Here is a 21,495-nt window from a genome sequence, read left to right as displayed (position 1 = left end):
ATTCCTGAGACATTCTCTCCACGTCATCACCGGCCTCGTGCCGTCCCCTTGACGCCCTCCTCCGTCATCACCGGGCTCGTCGCGGTGATCCCGATTGGAAAGGCGCGGCGCTTCACCGTATCGGGATGGCCGGGACTGGCCCTGCCATGACGTCGAGAGCGTCGTCCAGGCCTACGCTCGGCAGCAGCGCTTTGTGCCCCGCCCCTACTTCGCATTCGCCGAGCGGCGCTTGCGGGCGTATTCCATCAGGTCCTCGTCGACGACCTCGGGCAGCCTGATCTCCGTGGTCACGAAGAGGTCGCCGTGGCCGGTCTTGGTGGGCAGGCCCTTGCCGCGCAGGCGGAAGGTGCGGCCGGAATTGGTCATGGGCGGGATCTTCATCTCCACCGAGCCGGTCAGGGTCGGCACCCGCACGGAGCCGCCGAGGATCGCCTCCTCGATCTCGACCGGCAGGCGCAGGCGCAGGTCGGAGCCCTCGGGCGTGAAGCGCTCGTGAGAAGCAAAATTGATGGTGAGCAGCGCATCGCCGGGATCGATGCCGGGGGCGCCCTGCCCCAATCCGCGCAGGCGGATCACCTGGCCGTTGCTCACGCCCTTGGGGATGACCACGTCCACGTCGCGGCCGGTCGAGAGCCTGATGCGCTTCTTGGCCTCCTGGGCCACCTCCTCCAGGGTCACGGTCAGGGTGGCGGCCACGTCCTCGCCCTTCTGGGCGCGGGCGCGGCCCTGGCGCGGGGCCTCGCCGCCCGAGCGGAAGGCATCGGCGAAGAACTGGGAGAAGAGGTCCTCGCCGAAATCGGCGCCGGCATTGCTCCGGCTCGAACGGCGGGCGCCACCGCTAAATCCGGAGAAGCCGCTGAACCCGGAAAAGTCCTCGGGCCGCGCTCCGCCGCGTCCGCCGCCGAAGCCTTCGAATCCCTGGAAGCGCGGCTTGCCCTCCGCGTCGATCTCGCCCCGGTCGAACTGGGCGCGCTTTCCGGCATCGCCGAGGATCTCATAGGCGGAATTCGCCTCGGCGAACTTGTCCTTCGCCTTGGGGTCGTCCTTGTTGCTGTCGGGATGATAGGTCTTGGCGAGCTTGCGGAACGCCTTCTTGATCTCCGCTTCGCTCGCAGAGCGGGATACGCCCAGAACGTCGTAGGGGTTTCGCATCGTGGATTCCATGAACCGTCGGAAATGAGGAGCCTGAACGCTCAACGGATTTGACGGTCATATGGGCGAAGTGTTGCGCCTTTGCAACGCCTTTGCCCCGAAGAGCTAGGCCTTGGCGGACGCCTTGAGAGGCTTGACCTCCTTGATCGCCCAGTCGCCCCCGGAGGGCCGGCAGGCGGTGCCCTGCAGGGAGGAGGCCGAAGGCCCGCTCAGATGGGCCGAGAAGGCGCGGCAGATCTCGTCGTTCTTCACGAAAGGCGCGCCCATGGGCGTGAAGGTGCCTTTCATGGTGGTGGCGGGGTTGTCCCACGACACCTGGGTGCCCGCCCCCTGCGGATCGAGGGCGACGGCGAGCGCCGCCTTGGCCCGGCGCCAATCCTCCACGTCGAGGTCGGGGGATAAAAGGGTATCCGCCTTGGCCGCGATGGCGCCGGTGGATTTAGGCTCCTCGTCGTCGAGAGCCGAGAGGCCGAAGGAGAAGCTGCATGCGCTCGTGGACAGGGCCACCAGGCCGACGGCCAACAGCTTCATGGCTTCGCTCCGGACGACATCTGATCTATAACGGCGCGCATTGATCCACGTCACGCGTCGGATCCCCCAGAACCTCAAGTCACAGTACGAGATAACCATTGAACCCGTTAACAACCGGTGACTTCACCGAATCGGAAGAGCCCTTCGACCTCTTCAAGAGCTGGCTCGCGGAAGCCGAGGCCTCGGAGCCGAACGACCCCAACGCCATGGCGCTGGCGACCGTCGACGAGACCGGGCTGCCGAACGTCCGCATGGTGCTGCTGAAGAGCTTCGACGAGAACGGCTTCGTGTTCTACACCAACACGGAATCGAACAAGGGCCGCGAGCTCCTGGGGCAGAAGAAGGCGGCACTCGTCCTGCACTGGAAGAGCCTACGCCGGCAGGTGCGGGCCCGCGGGCCCGTGACGCTCGTGTCCGACGAAGAAGCGGACGCCTATTTCCAGAGCCGCGCCCGCGACAGCCGCATCGGCGCCTGGGCGAGCCAGCAGTCGCGCCCGCTGGAGAGCCGCTTCGCCCTGGAAAAGGCGGTGGCGCTCAACACGGCCAAATACGCCATCGGCGAGGTGCCGCGCCCGCCCTACTGGACGGGCTTCCGCATCGCTCCGGTGTCCATCGAGTTCTGGCAGGACAAGCCTTTCCGCCTCCACGACCGGGTCGTGTTCACCCGCCAGGGCGACGGCTGGCGCAAGGTTCGGCTCTATCCGTGATATGCGCATGGTGCCGTAGACCCTGATCCCGAACCGGGATAAGGGTCTGCCCCCTCTCACAAGAGAACCCAGATGTCCGCTTCGCCCAGCAATTCCCGCCGCATCATGCTGCTCACCGGTGCCAGCCGGGGGATCGGGCATGCGACCGTCAAGCGCTTCTCCGCGGCCGGATGGCGGGTCATCACCTGCTCGCGGCACGGCTTTCCGGAGAACTGCCCCTGGGAGATGGGGCCGGAGGACCACCTTCAGGTCGATCTCGCCGATGCGGAGGATACCCGCCGCGCCATCGCCGAGGTGAAGGATCGGCTCGCCGCCGAGGGCGGCTGCCTCCACGCGCTGGTGAACAACGCGGGCATCTCCCCCAAGGGAGACGGCGGCTCGCGGCTCGACGCCATCCACACGACCCACGACGATTGGCTGCGCGTGTTCCAGGTGAACTTCTTCGCCTCGATCATGCTGGCCCGCGGCCTGCAGGACGAGCTCACGAAGGCCAAGGGCTCGGTGGTGAACGTAACCTCCATCGCGGGTTCGCGCGTCCATCCCTTCGCGGGCGCGGCCTACGCCACGTCCAAGGCGGCGCTTGCCGCGCTGACCCGCGAGATGGCGGCCGATTTCGGACCGTTGGGCGTGCGCGTGAACGCCATCTCTCCCGGCGAGATCGACACCTCGATCCTGTCCCCCGGCACGGAGAAGATCGTCGAGCAATTGCCGATGCGCCGCCTCGGCACGCCGGACGAGGTCGCCAAGGCGATCTATTTCCTCTGCACGGATGCGAGCTCTTACGTGACCGGCGCGGAACTCCACATCAACGGCGGCCAGCACGTCTAGAGCATCGAACGAAAAAGCGGAAACCGGTTTTGCGTGCAAAGATGCGAGCAACCGAAATCTTAAAGCATTGGATGTGCGTCCGATGCTTTAGGCCTGTGACAATGCCTCGTTCGCACGCGGCACGAAGCCTCATGCAAGCGTTCATGGCCGTGCTGGTCGTCGGCTCGATCCAGCCCGTGCGCAGCCAGGAAGAGCCTGAGAAAAATCCCTTCGCCGACCCGGACATGCAGCCCTCCTACAGGGCGCAATGCCATGAGGTCCGGGAACTGACCAAGGATCGCGAAACCGGAGAGACCCGGATCGACTTCAGCGTGACGGGGCCCCTAGCCCTCGTGCATTTCGACGGCACGCTGGCCTATCTCGGCCTGTGCGGCACCGGGTCCGAACCGAAGGTTCTCTGCGTCACCTACCAGACCAACGACATGAAGGTCGGCGAGATCGTGACCGTTGCGGGCGGCTACAGCCGCCCGAACCCGGATTTCATCGTCCTCGATCCATGTCTGGCGCGGCGTCCGGAGGAGCCCTGACGAAGGATGCTTCGACTTGGTGGAGCTACAGCATCGGACCCAAAAGTGGATTTGCACTTTTGGGATCCATCCGATGCTTTTTCTCTTGGCTGGCGCATCGGATGGAGCGGACCCGCAGGGCCGCGTCAGCGAATACCGGGTCCACTTTTCCGTCCGATGCGCTAGTTCACTTGGATGCCGAGAGACAGTTCCTTCTCGAATGCGCCACTGAGGCTCCTGGCAAAAGTCGCGGTCAAGTGGTGCCGATCCCGGTAGACGATGATGCCGCCGACCACGACCGGACACCGCTCCCGGTCGCACAGGTAGCTCGTGATATCCAGGATGGACAATTTCAGTTGACTGGCGGTCGTCCCAGGAAGATCCGGTTTGAAGGCGACGTCCCGCTTTGGCGCGCAATCGATGCTCCAGTTCCTGTGATTGATGAGACATTTGTCGGGATCGAAGTCGAGCCAGGGTGTCGGGCGGACAAATCGGACGTCCAACCCCATCGCGAGCAGACGCGACCAGGCTTGCACAATTCCCGGGCTGGTCGTTTCGGGATAAAGGGGAGATTGCGAGATCAGGACGAGATCGGGCCGCTCCCTTTCCAACCAGGCGATGACGTTTTTCGACCATTCGAGGCACTCGGTATAGAGGCGCTTGAAGGTCGGATGGTAGAACGCTTCCAGCGAAAACAGGCATGCCGATTTGGACAGGCCCTGGAAGTAGATCGATCCTTTGCGCGCCAACTCCTCAAAGGCCGGATAGAAATGCCCGGCATGAGAATCTCCGATCATGACGATCTTTCGCTTGGCGTTCGGATCTCCATAAGCGCAGGCTAGGACCTCTGTTTCCCGTTCGTCCTGGTGGCATCCTTTCGTGCTTGAGTAGATCGCCGCCACATCCTTTCTGACCTTCTCCGGCCTGGGGATCACGCTGCCGATATCCTCGTTCCGCCAATCGTACTGAGGATCGGTCATCGCCAGCGCTCCGCGCCTGCTCTGGCCTGAAGCTTGTGTAGCCAGTCCGCTCCTGTCGAGATAGCTTGCACCCAGTAGAAGCGTCGCTGCGATGCAGGTGACGCTGGCGGCAATGGTGCGTCCGATGGACATAGATGGCGTTCGAAAACGATCCTCGACATGGACCTTGCTCAGATGCGCAACGCCGCACGACACCACGAGGAGAATGACACCATCGGCAAGCCCGATGACACGGCCGGTAACCTCGCCATAAACGACGATCAGTGGCCAATGCCAGAGGTAGAGGGAATACGAGATATCGCCGAGATACTGGAATGGTTGCGAACTCAAAAGTCGGCGCGCAGACCACGACGTCAGCGATCCGCTCGAGACAATGACGGCAGCCGCAGCGACGGTCGGAAGAAGCGCGGAATAACCGGGAAAAAGGGTGCTTTCATCATAGGCCAAACAGGCGGCCATGATGCCGGCGATCCCCAGCAGCCCAACGATTGCACGCTGGAAATCGGTGAGCGCATTCTTGGTGAAGACGAGGGCGAGAGCTCCGCCGAGCGCCAGTTCCCAGACCCGGGTGGTGGTCGCGAAATAGGCCACCCCAGGATCAAGCGGTGTGAAGACCATGGACCAGGCGAGTGACACACCGACGATGCCGGCAATGATCCATCCGAACAGGCGTCGGGGGGCGAGGCCAATTCGACCGGCCATTGCTGCAACGGCAGCAAGGATCAGAGGCCAGACGATATAATACTGCTCTTCGACCGAGAGGGACCAAAAATGGTTCATCGGCCCCTTAACGTCGCCGGCCAGGTAGTCCACGGCCTGCGCAGCCAGAAACCAATTCTGGACATAGGCGACGCTTGCCACGATGCTGATGACGGTTTCGTCCCAGTAGCTCCTCGGGAAAAGAGGGATGGACAGCATGACCGCCACGGAGACGAGCGTCGCTGCGGGAAGCAGCCGCCGTATGCGGCGGGCATAGAATCCGAGGATGCCGATCCGTCCCTGAGTTTCGAACTCCTTGACAAGCGACCCTGTGATCAGAAAACCGGAGATCACGAAGAACACGTCGACGCCGACATACCCACCTGGAAGGATCTTCGGCCATAGGTGATAGATCAGGACGGACAGGACCGCGATGGCCCGGAGTCCCTGAACCTCTTTGACGATGCGATCGCGGGCATGATGCATGGGAGCCCCGCTCCGGCGGCCAAGGGACTGGACCAAGTCCCGCAAGCCGATTCTCAGGTTCTCAACCGATCAAGAGCCGCCACTCGCCGCCGCCCGGCAACGACCCAAGGCCCGCTGAGGGCAAAGGCTCATGCGCGGCGCCGTGTCCGATCCGTTCAGCATCATCCTCCGCCATCCAGGAAGCGATTTTATGGCAAAGCCGCCTGGTTCGGACTCGTAAACGGATCACGGTGAAGATCATCGAGCCATTGCCGATGCTCTACTCGTTAAACGGCGCATCGTTCGGAGCGGGAAAACCGGATCCACTTTTCCGCACGATGCGCTAGGTTGTCCCGGATCCAAAGACGCTCTGGGAACCCATCAAGCCGCCTCGGCGGGCCATGCTCCGACGTAGCGCGACTGGGGCCGGATGATGCGGCCGGTGCGGGTCTGCTCGACGGCATGGGCTACCCAGCCCGCCGTACGGCCTGCGGCGAAGAGGGGTGTGAAGCCCTCGCGCGGGACACCGAGGGCATCGAGCAGGATGGCCGTATAGAACTCCACATTGGTGTCGAGCCGGCGACCGGGCTTGCGGCGCTCCAGCACCTTCAGGGCCGTCACCTCCACGGCCTCGGCGAAGGCGATGCGGTTGTCGCGTCCCTTCAGCCGCCCGACGGCGGCCATGAGGACATCCGCCCGCGGGTCGCGCACCCGGTAGATGCGATGGCCGAAGCCCATGAGGCGCTCGCCCCGGGTCATGGCGTCGTCGAGCCAGGCTTCCGCGTTCTCGACGGAGCCGATCGCATCCAGCATGTCGAGGACGGGACCGGGCGCTCCGCCATGGAGCGGCCCCTTCAGGGCGCAGAGCCCCGCCACGACCGCGGACAGGATGCCGGCCTGGGTCGAGGCGACGACGCGCGCCGTGAAGGTCGAGGCATTGAGCCCGTGATCGATCACCGTCACGAGATAGGTGTCGAGCCCCTGCGCCTCGTCGGCCGCCGCGGGCGCGTCGCGCATCATGCGCAGGATATCGGCCGCATGGCCTGCCGAGGCATCGGGCTCCACCGGCGCGAGTCCCTGAGCCCCACGCACCGCCATGGCGGCCGCCACCCCGGCGGCTCCGACCGCGAGGGCCGGATGATCCTCCTCCGCATCGGGCAGGCTCGAGAGCAGCAGCCGCATCCCTTCGACGGGGGTGAGTCCGGTCAGTTGTCGTGCGAGCGGAGCCAGATGCCCGTAGGCCCTGACCCGTGCCTTGCCGATAACCGCGCGAGGATCGGCGACATCCCCAACGAGGCCGCTCCACAGCATGGCCACCACGTCCTCGAACGTTACACGGCCTGCAAGCTCCTCCAGATCGTGTCCGCAGATGATCAGGCGTCCCGCCTCGCCGTCCACATGGCTGAGGGCGGTCTCCGCCGCCACGACGTCGTCAAGTCCGATGCTCATGAACCTTCTCCTGTGTCGCAGGGAGCTTCACGCCGGCCTTGCGCAATCGTCAATCTTGAATCAACATATCAACATATGGACGCCGCATCCCTCGATCTCGCATCTGCCGACGAAGCCTCGTCCCGCCTCGGCGTCAGCCGGGCGAGCCTCTACGCCTATGTGAGCCGGGGCCTGATCCGCTCGTTCTCGTCGCCGCACGATCCCCGTCAGCGGCTCTATGCCGTCGAGGACGTGGAGACGCTGGTGGAGCGCAAGGCGCGCTTCCGCCGCCCCACGGCGGCGGCAGCGACTGCCCTCGACTGGGGCTTGCCCGTGCTGGAGACGAGCATCACCCAAATCCGGGATGGCCGCCTCTTCTATCGCGGGCAGGATGCTATCGCCCTCGCCCGGACTGCTACTCTCGAAGATGCCGCTCGACTGCTGATCGGCGTCTTGAGCGACGACGCCTTCCTTGATCCCTCCCGGATCCCTGTTGCGCTGCCTGGCCCGACCTTCAGCCTCCATGACTTTGTCGCGCAGGCGGTTCGCCTTCTCTCGGAGCCTGTCCCGAAGGAAACCCGTGGCGCGGAAGTCGCCGCGATCCTGCGCCTGATGACCGCCGCAGCCAGCGGCGGCGACCCGGGGACCGCGCCCATTCATCGGCACCTGGCCCTTGCCTGGAAGGCTTCCCCGCAGGCGACCGACGCCATCCGGCGCGCTCTCGTGCTCTGTGGCGACCACGAACTCAGCTCGTCGACCTTCGCCGTCCGGGTCACGGCTTCGACGGGGGCATCCCTGCGCCATGCGGTGATCGCGGGCGTCGTCGCCTTGAGCGGCCCCTATCATGGCGGCATGACGGAGCGGGTCAGGGCCTTCCTGGACGATCCTGCGAGAGTTCCCCGTCCCGGCTTCCGGCACCGCCTCTATCCTGACGGCGACCCCAGAGCCGAGGCCCTTCTGGGAAACGTGCCGCTGCTGGCCTCGGACGCCACGACCCTGAAGATTTTGGCCGAGGCTTCCGGCGGCAGCCCCGGCATCGACGTGGCTCTCGTCATGATGGAGCGGGCCTATGGACTGCCGGCCGGGGCGGCGTTTACGATCTTCGCCATCGGTCGCACGGCCGGATGGCTCGCCCATGCCATCGAGCAGCGCGGCCAGGCGGCCCTGATCCGGCCGCGGGCCCGCTACGTGGCGGCTGATGAACTCCCGTCCCAGAAGCCTTCCCCATGACCTCCGACCGCCTCTATCCCGCCCGCCCGATCCTCGCCGCCTCCGTGGCGGTGATCCGGGACGGGCGCATCCTGCTCGCCGCACGAGGCAAGCCGCCGAGCGAGGGCCTGTTCTCGCTGCCCGGGGGCATGGTCGAGACGGGCGAGACCCTGGGAGAAGCCGCCTTGAGGGAACTTCGCGAGGAGGTCGGGGTTGAGGCCAAGCTTATCGGTCTGATCGCCCCGGTCGAATTCATTGAAAGGGACGAGAAAGGCCATATAAAGCATCACGTCGTCATCGCCGCCCATGCAGCCCGCTGGGTTTCGGGCGAACCCCAGACAGGTCCGGAAGCAAAGGAAATCCGTTGGGTCACGGAACGGGACATCGCCGATCTGCCGATGACGGCAGGCCTCACGGGGATTCTGGAGCAGGCCTTCAGGCTCGCGGGCGAGGCCTCATGAGCGTGAAGCGCTCCGGCCTCCTGCTCGCCCTTCCCGCCCTGCTGCTGGCGACGGCGCAGCCCGCACAGGCTCAAAGCTTCTTCGAACGGCTGTTCGGCATTCCGCCACGGCCGCAGCCGGGCCAGCCTGCCCCGCAGCAGCAATATCGGCCTTCGCCGCAATCGCAGCCGCAATACCGCCAGCAGCAGCCGCAACAGCAGCGGCGTCCCCAGCCGCAGCAGACGCAGAAGCCGGCCGCTCAGCCCCAGCAGCAGGCGGAACCCGCTCCGGCGGCCGAGCCGCCGCCGGCACCTTACGAAAAGGAATTGCTGCGACTTGCCGAGATCATGGGGTCGCTCGCCATGCTGCGCCCCCTCTGCAGCGCGCCCGACGCCCCCGAGTGGGGCCGCCGGATGCAGGTTCTTCTCGATGCGGAAGGGACGACGCCGGGCCGGCGCGAGCGCCTCGCCGGGGCCTACAACAAGGGCTACCAGGCCTATGCCCTCACCTACCGGGTCTGCACCCCGTCGGCCCAGGAAGCGTCCGTCCGGTTCCTGAGCGAAGGCGAGCACCTCGCCCGCAACATCACCGGCCGCTACGGCGGGTGATGCACGAAGAATTCGTTCAGAGATTTCAGTCGGGAAGTCTGGCTCAGAAGGCGGCACGAACCTGAGCCCTCATCCTGAGGAGGTCACGTAGTGACCGTCTCGAAGGATCAGAGCGCTTCCAGTGCTCTCTGGATACTCCTTCGAGACGCCGCTTGCAGCGGCTCCTCAGGATGAGGCGAGAGGGTGATGAGCCATCCTCCGGTGGAGGAGCACAGGTGAGACCGGCACGCAGACATGAGTGTTGCACCGACGCCTCTTATCCACATTTTTCGGGAAATCCCCTCTCGCGTTAACCTCCTTGCAAGGTGATGCTGGCGGTGGGTCGGCGCGACGTCTAGAAATGGTTCAACCGAACTCGCGCGCCGCCCCTCAAAGGGGCCTGGATCATGAACGACAACAACGTCCCTCTCGACGAGCTGCCCGAACTCAGCGCCCTCAAGCAGGCGGCCCTGAGCTATGTGACCGAGGCCTTCGCCGAGGCCGAGCTCGACGGGCTCGACGGCGACTGCATGGCGCAGGCCGCCCTCTTCGCGGCCTTCACCGAACTCGTCGCCACCTATGGCGAGGATGCCGTTGCGGAATACGCCACGTCGCTCGCCGACAAGATCCGCAGCGGAGCCTTCTCCATGGTGGGCGCGCTGAAGCATTGAGGGCACTTGGAAGAGGTAACCTCATCCCAGGTAACTGTCTCACGCTCGGCTTTCCTGAAGCCCTCATCCTGAGGAGGTCACTTCTGTGACCGTCTCGAAGGACGAGGGCGTCTCCAGGGCGTGCTGGATGATCCTTCGAGACGCAGCTCCGCTGCTCCTCAGGATGAGGTCGGTGCGTTGTGAGCCTGCCTCTCAGGATGAGGCCGTGGCGATGCTGTATAGGGCCGAAGAATGGATGGCTGCTGGTTCTATATTCTTCGTTGCGCTGATGGCAGCTACTACGTCGGCACAAGCCGGTCGGAGGATCTGGAAGCGCGCCTCAGCCAACACAACCAAGGCACGTTTGGCGGCTACACAGCGAAGCGACGGCCTGTTGTCCTTGTTTACTCAACGCACTTTGCCAGCATCATCGAGGCGATTGCATACGAAAGACAAGTCAAGGGCTGGTCGAGAGCAAAGAAGGAAGCTCTGATAAGAGGAGATTTCGACGCTCTTCCAGGATTGTCGAAGAGCTATCGATCGGGTCGCAGCCCTGCGAGTACGCCCATCGAGAACTAGAAGCCCATTCCTGTAACCTCAACCTCATCCTGAGGAGGATTGCGCAGCAATCCATCTCGAAGGAGGATCCAGAGTGCACGGGAAACGCCCTCGTCCTTCGAGACGCTCCGCTCCTCAGGATGAGGGCTACGTGAATATAAACATAAGCCGGATCTTCAGAATGAAGCCGCGACGCTTCAAGCTGCTCTCAGAGACGGCCCCTGTCGCTTATTACCCGCCCACCGTCTCCTCGAACCGCACCACCTCGCCCTGCGACGGCGCTTCCAGCGAGCCGTCCCACATCACCACGTTGCCGCGCACGACGGTGCCGATGGGCCATCCGGTGACCTGCTTGCCGTCATAGGGCGTCCAGCCGCATTTAGAGGCGATCCAGTCGTTGGTGATCGTCTCGGTGCGCTTCAAATCGACCACGGTGAAATCGGCATCGTAGCCCACGGCGATGCGGCCCTTGTTGGCGATGCCGAAGAGGCGCTTGGGGCCGGCGCTCGTGAGATCGACGAAGCGCTCCAGCGTGAGCCTGCTCGCATTCACGTGGTCGAGCATGATGGGCACGAGCGTCTGCACGCCGGTCATCCCGGAGGGCGTGTTCGGATAGGTCTTGTCCTTCTCCTCGCGCGTATGCGGTGCGTGGTCGGAGCCGAGAACGTCGGCGATGCCTTCGTCCAATCCCTGCCAGAGAGCGGCGCGATGCAATTCGTCGCGTACGGGCGGGTTCATCTGGATATAGGTGCCGAGGCGCTCGTAATCCTCCGGCCCCACCAGCGTCAGATGATGCGGCGTGACCTCGACCGTGACGAGGTCCTTATGGTTCTTCAGGAGCGCCATCTCCTCGGCCGTGGTGATGTGCAGCACGTGGATGCGTGCGCCCGTCTCCCGGGAAATGCGCACGAGACGCTGTGTGCAGGCGAGCGCCACCTCGGCCGAGCGCCAGATGGGATGCGAGCGCGGATCGCCTTCGACGCGCAGACCCTTCCGCTCACGCAGCATCGCCTCGTCCTCGGAGTGGAAGGCCGCGCGGCGGCGGGTGCGGCTCAGGATTCTGGCGATGCCCTCGTCGTCCTCCACCAGCAGCGAGCCGGTCGACGAGCCCATGAACACCTTGATGCCGGCGGCACCCGGCAGGCGCTCCAGCTCCGGCACGTCGGCGGCATTCTCATGAGTGCCACCGACCCAGAAGGCGAAGTCGCAATGCATGCGGTGATGGCCGCGCCGCACCTTGTCGGCGAGCGCCTCCGGCGTCGTGGTCTGCGGATCGGTATTGGGCATCTCGAACACGGCCGTGACGCCGCCCATCACGGCGGAACGGGAGCCCGATTCGAGGTCTTCCTTGTGGTCCAGGCCCGGCTCGCGGAAATGCACCTGGGTGTCGATGACGCCCGGCAGGATGTGCAGCCCCCGGCAGTCGATCTCCCGCGCGGCGGAGGCCCGGGACAAGTCGCCGATGGCGGCGATCCGCCCATCGCGCACGCCGATGTCGCGCTCGACACGTCCGTCGTGATTCACGACGACGCCGCCTTTGAGCATCAGGTCGAAGGTTTGGGGCATGGCAATCTCATCCCTTGAGGCCGCTGCGGAACGGGCATATGTCACGCTCGTATCAGTGCAAGGAGAGCGGGCACATGCCGTCAGTCCATCTGGCCGACCGGGGCGTGGTAAGGGTTTCGGGCGAGGACGCCAAGAGTTTTCTCGACAACCTCATCACCTGCGACCTGGACCGCGTGTCCCCGCACGCCGCGCGCCTCGGCGCTCTCCTGACGCCGCAGGGCAAGATCCTGTTCGATTTCCTCGTCTTCCAGGCTCCGGCGGAGATCGGCGGGGCCTATTACCTCGACGTGCTCAAGGTCTTCGCCCCCGACCTCGCCAAGCGCCTGGGCTTCTACAAGCTGCGGGCGAAGGTGGCGGTGGAGGACCTGTCCGAATCTCTTGCCGTCATCGCCGGCTGGAACGCGCCGCGGCCGGAGGACGAAGCCGGCTTCGTGGTCGAGGACCCTCGCCTGCCCGAGCTCGGCTGGCGGGCCATCGTGGCGGCCCAGGACGCGGCGGAATTCGGCCGGGACCCGGCGGGAGCCTATCTCGCCCATCGCATCGCGCTGGGCGTGCCGGAGGGCGGGCGCGATTTCCTGTTCGGCGATGCCTTCCCGCACGAGGCCCTGATGGACCAGCTCCATGGGGTCGACTTCGACAAGGGCTGCTACGTGGGCCAGGAGGTCGTCTCGCGCATGCAGCACCGGGGCACGGCCCGCACCCGGATCGTGCCGGCCGTCTATGAAGGCGGGTTCGCGGCGGATGTGGGCGTCGAGGTGACGGCCGGGGGGAAGACCTTGGGCCAGACCGGCACGGGCGCGGAAGGCCGAGGGCTCCTGATGATCCGCCTCGACCGCGCGGCGGACGCGGTTGCGGCCGGCGAGACCATCCGGGCCGGGGGCATTCCCGTGACGCTCGAAAAGCCCGACTGGATCCGCTTCCCGTTTCCGGGCGAAGCGGAGCTCCGGCCTTAAGTTTTGGCCAAGCTTGCGGAACAAGCAGGATCACATCTGCGTTATACGCAACTGGGCCAGGCCACGCGCCGAAGAAGCGCACGAACGGCCCCGCTGGGGAATGTCTGGATGAATGCAGTGTCAGGTGAAACGACAACGTCGCAGGAGAGGCGCTTTCAACTCCTCGTCGACGCGGTCACGGATTATGCCATCTACATGCTCGATCCGACCGGCACCATCGTGAGCTGGAATCCCGGAGCCCAGCGCTTCAAGGGCTATGTGGAAAGCGAAATCATCGGCGAGCACTTCTCGCGCTTCTACACCGAAGAGGATCTTGCGACGAACCTGCCGAAGCGGGCGCTGGAGACGGCTGCGCGCGAAGGCAAGTTCGAGGCGGAGGGCTGGCGCGTCCGCAAGGGCGGCACGCGCTTCTGGGCCCACGTGGTCATCGATCCGATCCGCGATTCCCAGGGCAACCTGCTCGGCTTCGCCAAGATCACCCGCGACCTCACCGAGAGAAAGAAGACCGAGGAAGCCCTCAAGGAAAGCGAGGAGCGCTTTCGCCTGCTGGTCCAGGGCGTGACGGACTATTCCATCTTCATGCTCGACCCGCAGGGCCTCGTGACGAACTGGAATGCCGGGGCACAGCGCATCAAGGGTTATACGGAGAGCGAGATCGTCGGACGCCATTTCTCGCAGTTCTATACCGAGCATGATCGCGCCAACGGCCTGCCGAAGCGGGCGCTGGAAACGGCTGCGCGCGAAGGGAAATTCGAAGCGGAGGGCTGGCGCGTCCGCAAGGACGGCACGCGCTTCTGGGCCAACGTCATCATCGATCCGATCCGCAACGATCGGGGCGAACTGATCGGCTTCGCCAAGATCACGCGCGACATCACCGAGCGCCGGAAGGCGCAGGAAGCGCTCGAAGAGGCGCAGGCCGCGCTTTTCCAGGCTCAGAAGATGGAGGCCGTCGGGCAGCTCACGGGCGGAGTGGCGCACGACTTCAACAATCTGCTGACGATCATCGTCAACAACCTGGATCTCCTGACCCGCAACGCGCACAATGCCCGCGACATCAAGCTGATCGAAAGCGCGCAGCGCGCCGCCGAGCGCGGCGCGAAGCTGACGCAGCAGCTCCTCGCCTTCTCGCGCCGCCAGCCCCTGCAACCCAACGCACACAATCCGAACACGCTCATCGAAGGCTTCGAGGCCGTTCTCCGCCGGGCCTGCGGCGAACTGATCCGGCTGCAGCTGTCGCTCGCTCCGCGGGTGCGGTGGATTTCCGTCGACGCGCCGCAATTCGAATCGGCCCTGCTCAACCTCGTCGTCAATGCCCGCGATGCCATGCCGGACGGCGGCTCCCTCAAGATCATGACGGGCAATGTCGCGCTCAGTGAGAAGGACGCCGCTTCGACAGCCCTGCCGCCCGGCCAATATGTCTCGATCGCCGTGCAGGACACGGGCACGGGCATGTCGCCGGATGTCGTGTCCCGTGTCTTCGAGCCGTTCTTCACCACCAAGGAGATCGGCAAGGGAACGGGCCTGGGTCTGTCCCAGGTCTATGGTTTCGTGACCCAGTCGGGGGGCCACATCAAGGTCGACAGCACGCCCGGCCAGGGAACCAAAGTGATCATGCTCCTGCCCGCTCAGGAAAGCGGAGAGGACATATCCGAGGAGAGCGGAGACGACGCGGAGCGTCCGGTCCGGGACAGCGCGGGAACCGTGCTGATCGTCGAGGACGAGCCGGCGGTCCGGGAGGTGGCGAGCGACATCTTCGACAGCCTCGGCTATGACGTGGTGACGGCGAACGATGCCAACGAAGCGATCGAGGTCCTCGAGAGCAACCCCGCCATCGACATCCTGTTCAGCGACGTGATCATGCCCAACGGAATGAACGGGGTCGAGCTGTCCCGCAAGGCCCGCGAGATGCGACCGAACCTCAAGATCCTGCTCGCCTCCGGCTATCCCATGTCGGCGCTGCCCTCGGACGGCCTGGGCACGGGCGTTTCCTTCATCAGCAAGCCCTACCGTTGGACGGAGCTGGCCGAGATGCTGCGGGTGCTGCGGACCGGCGCGTGAGGATCATTGCCTCACGTGATGCGGCACATCGGGATTTTTGATTGGTCCGGGCCTTCGTGAATCGCTAGCATTCCTGCTCCATTGCTCGGGAATGCCATGTACCAGCCGCCCCATTTTCGCGAGGACGACCTCGCGGTGCAGCACGCTCTCATCAAGGCCCATCCGCTCGGGCTCCTAGTGACTTTCGGCAGCGCCGGCCTCGAAGCCAACCCGATCCCCTTCGTGCTGGAGGCTTCCGCCTCGTCTCTCGGAACCCTCAAGGCGCATCTCTCCCGCGCCAATCCGCAATGGCGGAATGTCGACCGCGAGCAGGAAGCTCTGGTGGTCTTCCAAGGCCCCGAGACCTACATCACGCCGTCCTGGTACGCGGCCAAGCGCGAGCACGGCAAGGTGGTGCCGACCTGGAACTACGCCATCGTCCAGGCTCGCGGCCGCCTGACGATCCGGGACGATCCCGACTGGCTGCTGCGGCAGATCGGCGCCATGACGGACGCGCAGGAGGCCCCGCGGCCGGAGCCCTGGGCCGTGAGCGATGCGCCTGAGCCCTTCGTGGCCGCGCAGCTCAAGGGGATCGTCGGCATCGAGATCGAGATCACCCGGATCGAGGGCAAGTGGAAGGTGAGCCAGAACCGCCCCGAAGCTGACAGGCTCGGCGTGTCGGCGGGCCTGCGCCTCTCCGACGACGACGCCTCGCACCGGATGGCCGATCTGGTCGATGCACGCGGAGCCCCGCCGCGTGAATGATGGGTGGACCCCGAGGATCGAACCCTGCACCCTCCAGTCGCTGGAGGAATGGGCGAGCCTGCGCCATGCGCTCTGGCCGGACGGCCCGGTGCAGGAGCACCGCTCCGAAGCGCAGGCCATGCTCTGGGAGCAGAAGAAGGCCGTGGCCTTTCTCGTGCGCCTGCCCGACGGAACGGCCGCCGGCTTCGCCGAGGCCGCCCAGCGCCATGACTACGTGAACGGCTGCGCGACGTCGCCCGTGGCGTTCCTGGAAGGGATCTACGTCGAGCCGCAATACCGCAACCGTGGCCTCGCCCGGCTGCTGTGCCGCGCCGTCGAGGATTGGGCGAGGCGCCTCGGCTGCCGCGAATTCGCCTCCGACGTCCTCCTCGAGAACACCGCCTCGCAGAACATGCACAGGGCGCTGGGCTTCGAGGAAACGGAACGGGTCGTTTACTATCGCAAGGCGCTGCCGTCCGGGTGATTGGATTTCCGAAGGGCTTAGCCCTTCATCCGGCTGTTCCTGAGCCCTCATCCTGAGGAGGTCGCGTCAGTGACCGTCTCGAAGGACGAGGGCGCCTCCCGTGCGCACTGGACCCTCCTTCGAGACGCAGCTGCGCTGCTCCTCAGGATGAGGTCAGAGGGGGTGAGCACGAAGTTGCAAGGCCCGTGATGACGTGAAGGAAGTGAATTCCCCGTCCACCCCGCATCGCCATCTCTTCCCGTTTCCCCGCCGCCCCGCTACACACGTTCCATGACCGACGGACTGATCCTGCATCCCGACCACAAGACCCGCTGCTGGTGGCCCGGCACCGACCCCTTCTATGTCGCGTATCACGACACCGAATGGGGCGTGCCGGAATTCGATGACCGCGCCCTGTTCGAGAAGCTCATTCTCGACGGCTTCCAGGCCGGCCTGTCCTGGATCACGATCCTGCGCAAGCGCGAGAACTTTCGCCGGGCCTTCGCCGGGTTCGAGCCCGCGGTGATCGCCCGTTTCGATCAGGCGCAGGTCGAGGCGCTGATGCTCGACACCGGCATCGTGCGCAACCGCGCCAAGATCGAGGCGACGATCGCCGGCGCCCGCGCCTGGCTCGTCATCCAGGAACGCGGCGGCTTCTCGCGCTTCCTGTGGGATTTCATCGACGGACGGCCGGTGCAGACGAACGCGAAGACGCGCAAGGACATACCGACCGAAACGGAGGTCTCGCGCAGGATCTCGAAGGCGCTGAAAAAGGAAGGCTTCAACTTCGTCGGCCCCACCATCGTCTATGCGTTCATGCAGGCGGTCGGCATGGTGAACGACCATCTCACCGGCTGCTATCGACATGCGGAATGCGCTGAACTCGCCGGGAAGCTGTAGATGGCGAAGGAACCCCGCGTCTGGCAGCGGATGCTCTCCGGCCGCCGCCTCAACCTGCTCGACCCTTCCCCGCTCGACGTGGAACTCGACGACATCGCCCATGGCCTTGCCCGCGTCGCCCGTTGGAACGGGCAGACCATCGGCCCGCACATCTTTTCCGTCGCGCAGCACAGCCTGCTGGTGGAAGCCATCGCGGGCCACATCGATCCGGACATGTCGCGGGAGTGGCGTCTCGCGGTACTGCTGCACGATGCGCCGGAATACGTGATCGGCGACATCATCTCGCCCTTCAAGGCGGTGATCGGCGATGCCTACAAGACCATCGAGGCGGGCCTGCTCGGCGCCATCCATCTGCATTTCGGCCTGCCCGCCCAGCCGGCTGCGACGCTCAAGCGCTTCATCAAGCAGGCCGACCGGCAGGCCGCCTTCCTGGAGGCGACCCATCTCGCCGGCTTCGGCCGCGAGGAAGGGATCAAGTTCTTCGGACGCCCCGAACCCTTGCCCCGCACCGTCCTCGCGCTCCTGGAGCCCTGGCCCGTGGCCGAGGCGGAGGAGCGTTACCGGGAGAAGGTGACGGCGGCGCTGGCGCGCTAATACCCGTCCCTCAAGCGACCTCTGTCCTCATCCTGAGGAGCAGACGCAGTCTGCGTCTCGAAGGAGGTTTCAGTGCGCTCTGGATCCTCCTTCGAGATGGTCGCTCAGCGACCTCCTCAGGATGAGGTCTGCGGGTTTGTTTCACCGATAATGACGCTCCGAATCGTATAAGACCTCTCTTCAAATCGTGAAAGCCCGCCGAACCATGCCCACCCTGCACGTCTGCCCCCTCTCCCGCCTGCACGAGACCGTGTCGGCGACACGCGCCAGCCATGTGGTGAGCGTCATGGGGGCCAGCGCCAAGGTGGAGCGTCCGGCCGGCATCGCAGCCGAGCGCCATCTCTTCATCGGTGTTAGCGATATCGTCGAGCCTCTGGAGGGCTATGTCCTGCCGGCGACGGAGCACATCGAGCAGCTTCTCGCCTTCGTTCGGGCCTGGGGCCGGGAAAGTCCGCTCCTGTTCCATTGCTGGGCCGGGATCAGCCGCTCCACCGCCGCCGCCTATATCGCCGCCTGCGCGCTCGCGCCTGAGCGGCGGGAGGATGAGATTGCGCTGGCTCTACGGGTGGCCTCGCCCAGCGCAACGCCGAATGCCCGGTTCGTTGCCCTGGCGGACGACCTCCTGGGCCGCCGGGGCCGGATGGTCGACGCGATCCGCGCCATCGGCCGGGGCGCGGAGGCTATGGAGGGCACCCCCTTCATGTTACAGCTTAACAGGGGTTAGCTGATTCCGGTGCACGAGGCGGCCCCGTGCCGTAAGAGGGGCTTCTTCGTGGACGACATGGTGTTCGGTCTTGCCATCCTTCTGGCCGTGCTGATCGGAATCGGCGCTCCCATCATTGCGGTCGTCGGATTGGTGCTTGCCGTAAAAGCGCGGCGGAACCTTCAACACCTCCACCTCCGTCTCGACCATCTCGAGGCGGAGCTGCGCGCAGCCCGACGTCCGGGCGACCTTGCCGCGGAGCCGGGCGCAGCGCGTGCTCCAGCGTCCGAGCAACCCACGGAAGCGTCTCTCCCACCGGCGGAACCCGAAGCGCCGAAGCCGACCTCCGTCCCGCCCATTCCGGCATCTGCGCCCCAGCCTGCGCCGCCCCGCGCGGGCTTCGAGGAAAAGCTCGGCTCCCGCTGGGCCGTGTGGGTCGGCGGCGTGGCGCTGGCGCTGGGCGGCATCTTCCTCGTACGCTACTCCATCGAGCAGAACCTGCTCAGCCCGGGAACCCGCGTTGCCCTTGGAGGGCTCTTCGCCCTCGTCCTCATCGGAGCGGGCGAATGGATGCGCCGCCGCCAGCGCAGCTTCGGCTTGCCTGGCATTCCCAGCGCCAACGTGCCGAGCATCCTCACGGCAGCGGGAACCTGCACGGCCTTCGCCTCGGCCTACGCGGCCTATGCTCTCTACGACCTCACCGGCCCGGCCACGACCTTCGTGCTGCTCGGCGCCATCGCCGTGCTGACCATGGTCGCCTCGACGCTCCACGGACCAACCCTTGCGGCCCTCGGACTCGTCGGCGCGATGGGAAGCCCGCTTCTCGTCTCCTCGAACGATCCGCAGCCCTGGGCGCTCGTGATCTATCTCGCCTTCGTGGTTCTGCCGGCCTACGGCGTGGCGCGCCTGCGCCTCTGGCGCTGGCTGGCGGTCGCCGCCGCCTCGGGAGCCCTGGCCTGGACCTTGCCGATCTTCTTCGTCGACAAGGCCTATACGCTGCCCACCATGGTGCATCTTGTGCTCCAGGCGGGGCTGGCCGCCTTCTTCCTTGGGGTCGATCCCTACCGCCATGTGCCAGACGAGGAGGCACGGACGGACAGGGCCGCCAGCGCCGTCCTTGCCGCCTTCGCGGTGGCGGGGATCATCGTGACCAGTTCCGTCGTCACGGGGGATGGACGCCCGGTCTTCGTCGCGGCCCTGGCTCTCGTTCTGCTGGCGACAGGCTTTCGCGCCGCTCCAGTCGCCTCGGCCACGGCCAGCGCGGCCCTGCTGGCGGCGGGCGCCCTGCTGGTCTGGCCATTGGCCAGCGATATCGGGGATGCGCCGGAGAACCTGTTCTACCAGAGCGGCGACGTCTTCGCCGTCCGGCCCCACGCCCTGAGCACCTATCTGATCCTGGCCGCCCTCCTGCCGGCAGTCATCGCCGGAGCCTCCCTGCTGCGGCTCGCGGTGTCGCGTGGCCTGCGCCTGCCCGTTGCCGCCTGGTATGCGGCTGCTGCCAGCGTCGGGCCGCTGCTCGCGCTTGTCGCCGCCTATTGGCGGGTGACGAATTTCGAGCACAGCCTGTCTTTTGCTCTCGTGGCCGGCGTGCTCGGCCTCGCCTTCGTGCTGGCCTCTCAATGGCTGATGCGCCGAAGCGGGAACGGCGCGGTACGGCTCGGCCTCGGCGCGACCGCGTCGGCGGCCTTGGGCGCCCTCGCTCTCGGCCTCACCTTCGCCCTGGACAAGGGCATGCTCACCGTCGCCTTCGCCCTTGGCGCGCTCGGCACCGCCTGGATTTCGGCAAGAACCGCCATTCCGGCCCTGCGCTATGCGGTGGGCGCCATCGGAGTGATTATCTTAGGCAGACTGATCTGGGACCCGACCATCGTAGGCGGGAATCCAGGCCCGGTCCTCTTCAACTGGCTGCTCTGGGGCTACGGCGTTCCGGCCCTATCCTTCCTGGCCGCAAGCCGCCTGCTTGAGCGGGCGGGGCGCGACTGGACCGTCCGGCTGGCGGAGAGCCTCGGCATCGCCTTCGCGGCCTTCCTAATCTTCTTCGAGATCCGCCACGCGCTTCGCGCCGGGGATCCGCTGGCCGCGACGACCGATCTTCTGGAGATCGGGCTGGTTGCGACAGAAAGCCTCGTCTTCGCCATCGTCCTCACCCGTCTGGACATCCGGCGGTCCGACCCGGTCTATCGCTGGGGCTCGCTGATCTTCAGGACCCTGTCCCTCGCCCTCTGCGCGGGCGGGCTGCTTCTGGTCGCCAATCCGGTCCTGACCGAGGAGGAGATCCGGGGCGGGACGCTCTTCAACGACCTGATCCCCGCCTATCTCGTGCCCGCCGTGCTGGCCGCCGGGCTGGCCCTCATCGAGAGACGCGCGCGGCCGCCCTCCTACAGCCTGTCCTCGGCGGCTTTGAGTCTGCTCCTGTTCTCGGCCTATATGGGCCTGGCAATCCGGCGGGTCGCGGCGGGACCCCAACTTGCGCTCTGGAAGGGGTTCTCCCAGGGCGAGCAGTGGAGCTATTCGCTGGCGCTGCTCCTCGTCGGCATCCTCCTGCTCGGCCTCGGATTCGCCTTCAACAGCCGCCCCGCCCGCCTGGTCTCGGCGATCTATCTGGTCTTGGCGGTGCTGAAAGTCTTCATCGTCGACCTCGCCAACCTGGAGGGCGTGATGCGTGCCCTGTCATTTATCTGGCTCGGGCTTGTTCTCATCGGCATCGGTCTCGTCTATCAGAGACTCCTCGCGCGCCGACCAAGCGATGCCGCAATTCCATCGTGAGATGGCGCAAGGAAAAATACGGATACCCG

Annotated in this window: 21 protein-coding genes; 16 read left to right on the top strand and 5 right to left on the bottom strand. The window is 65.6% G+C overall.

Translation table 11 applies throughout. The annotated features are described in order from the left end of the window. Positions 1-204 precede the first annotated feature (204 nt). Entirely contained in the window at positions 205-1,152 is a 948-nt protein-coding gene (locus AB4097_RS02770; RefSeq protein WP_442037023.1) for a DnaJ C-terminal domain-containing protein, read from the bottom strand. Between the two features lie 105 nt (positions 1,153-1,257). After that, the gene (locus AB4097_RS02765) at positions 1,258-1,683 is read right to left on the bottom strand and encodes an RT0821/Lpp0805 family surface protein (protein ID WP_442037021.1); all 426 of its coding nucleotides are present in this window, start codon (positions 1,681-1,683) and stop codon (positions 1,258-1,260) included. A 98-nt stretch (positions 1,684-1,781) separates the two neighbouring features. Here AB4097_RS02765 and pdxH point away from each other — a divergent pair, with 98 nt between their 5' ends. The 3 genes from pdxH to AB4097_RS02750 all read left to right on the top strand — a co-directional run bounded on the left by pdxH (position 1,782) and on the right by AB4097_RS02750 (position 3,745). After that, positions 1,782-2,390 carry a pyridoxamine 5'-phosphate oxidase gene (gene pdxH, locus AB4097_RS02760; protein ID WP_442037019.1) on the top strand — a complete coding sequence of 203 codons (609 nt, stop codon included), beginning with the start codon at positions 1,782-1,784 and terminating at the stop codon, positions 2,388-2,390. 105 nt (positions 2,391-2,495) lie between these two features. Next, on the top strand, positions 2,496-3,218 hold the full coding sequence (locus tag AB4097_RS02755; RefSeq protein ID WP_442037077.1) for an SDR family NAD(P)-dependent oxidoreductase: 723 nt from the start codon (positions 2,496-2,498) through the stop codon (positions 3,216-3,218). Between the two features lie 131 nt (positions 3,219-3,349). Further along, positions 3,350-3,745, top strand: coding sequence for a hypothetical protein (locus AB4097_RS02750; RefSeq protein ID WP_442037017.1), 396 nt, complete (start codon positions 3,350-3,352; stop codon positions 3,743-3,745). A 161-nt stretch (positions 3,746-3,906) separates the two neighbouring features. Here AB4097_RS02750 and AB4097_RS02745 read toward each other — a convergent pair whose 3' ends face one another. Next, entirely contained in the window at positions 3,907-5,889 is a 1,983-nt protein-coding gene (locus tag AB4097_RS02745) for an acyltransferase family protein (protein WP_442037015.1), read from the bottom strand. 360 nt (positions 5,890-6,249) lie between these two features. Beyond that, the gene (locus AB4097_RS02740) at positions 6,250-7,317 is read right to left on the bottom strand and encodes a citrate synthase/methylcitrate synthase (RefSeq protein ID WP_442037013.1); all 1,068 of its coding nucleotides are present in this window, start codon (positions 7,315-7,317) and stop codon (positions 6,250-6,252) included. 75 nt (positions 7,318-7,392) lie between these two features. Here AB4097_RS02740 and AB4097_RS02735 point away from each other — a divergent pair, with 75 nt between their 5' ends. From AB4097_RS02735 to AB4097_RS02715, 5 genes are all read left to right on the top strand, one after another. Next, the gene (locus AB4097_RS02735) at positions 7,393-8,526 is read left to right on the top strand and encodes a citrate synthase family protein (protein ID WP_442037011.1); all 1,134 of its coding nucleotides are present in this window, start codon (positions 7,393-7,395) and stop codon (positions 8,524-8,526) included. Next, complete coding sequence (locus AB4097_RS02730; RefSeq protein WP_442037009.1) at positions 8,523-8,966, top strand: NUDIX hydrolase; 444 nt, start codon at positions 8,523-8,525, stop codon at positions 8,964-8,966. Before AB4097_RS02735 ends, AB4097_RS02730 begins: the two co-directional genes overlap by 4 nt. Then, entirely contained in the window at positions 8,963-9,553 is a 591-nt protein-coding gene (locus AB4097_RS02725; protein WP_442037007.1) for a TIGR02301 family protein, read from the top strand. Before AB4097_RS02730 ends, AB4097_RS02725 begins: the two co-directional genes overlap by 4 nt. A gap of 386 nt (positions 9,554-9,939) precedes the next feature. After that, on the top strand, positions 9,940-10,203 hold the full coding sequence (locus AB4097_RS02720; RefSeq protein WP_442037005.1) for a hypothetical protein: 264 nt from the start codon (positions 9,940-9,942) through the stop codon (positions 10,201-10,203). Between the two features lie 231 nt (positions 10,204-10,434). Beyond that, positions 10,435-10,761: a GIY-YIG nuclease family protein gene (locus tag AB4097_RS02715; RefSeq protein ID WP_442037004.1), complete on the top strand. Its 327-nt coding sequence runs from the start codon at positions 10,435-10,437 to the stop codon at positions 10,759-10,761. A 210-nt stretch (positions 10,762-10,971) separates the two neighbouring features. Here AB4097_RS02715 and AB4097_RS02710 read toward each other — a convergent pair whose 3' ends face one another. After that, positions 10,972-12,306 carry a dihydroorotase gene (locus AB4097_RS02710; RefSeq protein ID WP_442037002.1) on the bottom strand — a complete coding sequence of 445 codons (1,335 nt, stop codon included), beginning with the start codon at positions 12,304-12,306 and terminating at the stop codon, positions 10,972-10,974. A 74-nt stretch (positions 12,307-12,380) separates the two neighbouring features. Here AB4097_RS02710 and ygfZ point away from each other — a divergent pair, with 74 nt between their 5' ends. The 8 genes from ygfZ to AB4097_RS02670 all read left to right on the top strand — a co-directional run bounded on the left by ygfZ (position 12,381) and on the right by AB4097_RS02670 (position 21,466). Further along, positions 12,381-13,259: a CAF17-like 4Fe-4S cluster assembly/insertion protein YgfZ gene (ygfZ, locus tag AB4097_RS02705; RefSeq protein WP_442037001.1), complete on the top strand. Its 879-nt coding sequence runs from the start codon at positions 12,381-12,383 to the stop codon at positions 13,257-13,259. Positions 13,260-13,367: 108 nt separating this feature from the next. Next, a complete protein-coding gene (locus AB4097_RS02700; RefSeq protein ID WP_442037000.1) occupies positions 13,368-15,317 on the top strand; it encodes a PAS domain S-box protein in 1,950 nt (649 codons plus the stop codon). 96 nt (positions 15,318-15,413) lie between these two features. After that, positions 15,414-16,061 carry an FMN-binding negative transcriptional regulator gene (locus AB4097_RS02695; RefSeq protein WP_442036998.1) on the top strand — a complete coding sequence of 216 codons (648 nt, stop codon included), beginning with the start codon at positions 15,414-15,416 and terminating at the stop codon, positions 16,059-16,061. A gap of 16 nt (positions 16,062-16,077) precedes the next feature. Next, the gene (gene aac(6') / locus AB4097_RS02690; RefSeq protein WP_442037075.1) at positions 16,078-16,524 is read left to right on the top strand and encodes an aminoglycoside 6'-N-acetyltransferase; all 447 of its coding nucleotides are present in this window, start codon (positions 16,078-16,080) and stop codon (positions 16,522-16,524) included. A 270-nt stretch (positions 16,525-16,794) separates the two neighbouring features. Next, complete coding sequence (locus AB4097_RS02685; RefSeq protein ID WP_442036996.1) at positions 16,795-17,403, top strand: DNA-3-methyladenine glycosylase I; 609 nt, start codon at positions 16,795-16,797, stop codon at positions 17,401-17,403. Beyond that, positions 17,404-17,997 carry an HD domain-containing protein gene (locus AB4097_RS02680; protein ID WP_442036994.1) on the top strand — a complete coding sequence of 198 codons (594 nt, stop codon included), beginning with the start codon at positions 17,404-17,406 and terminating at the stop codon, positions 17,995-17,997. It begins immediately after the preceding gene. 205 nt (positions 17,998-18,202) lie between these two features. Next, complete coding sequence (locus AB4097_RS02675) at positions 18,203-18,721, top strand: tyrosine phosphatase family protein (RefSeq protein ID WP_442036992.1); 519 nt, start codon at positions 18,203-18,205, stop codon at positions 18,719-18,721. A 57-nt stretch (positions 18,722-18,778) separates the two neighbouring features. Next, entirely contained in the window at positions 18,779-21,466 is a 2,688-nt protein-coding gene (locus tag AB4097_RS02670; RefSeq protein WP_442037073.1) for a DUF2339 domain-containing protein, read from the top strand. The last annotated feature ends 29 nt before the right edge of the window (positions 21,467-21,495 follow it).

The sequence above is a fragment of the Microvirga sp. 2MCAF35 genome (genome assembly GCF_052115545.1).
GTDB lineage: Bacteria > Pseudomonadota > Alphaproteobacteria > Rhizobiales > Beijerinckiaceae > Microvirga.
The sequence above is the reverse complement of the archived record's forward strand: the minus strand, read 5'-3'. Positions and strand labels throughout refer to the sequence as shown.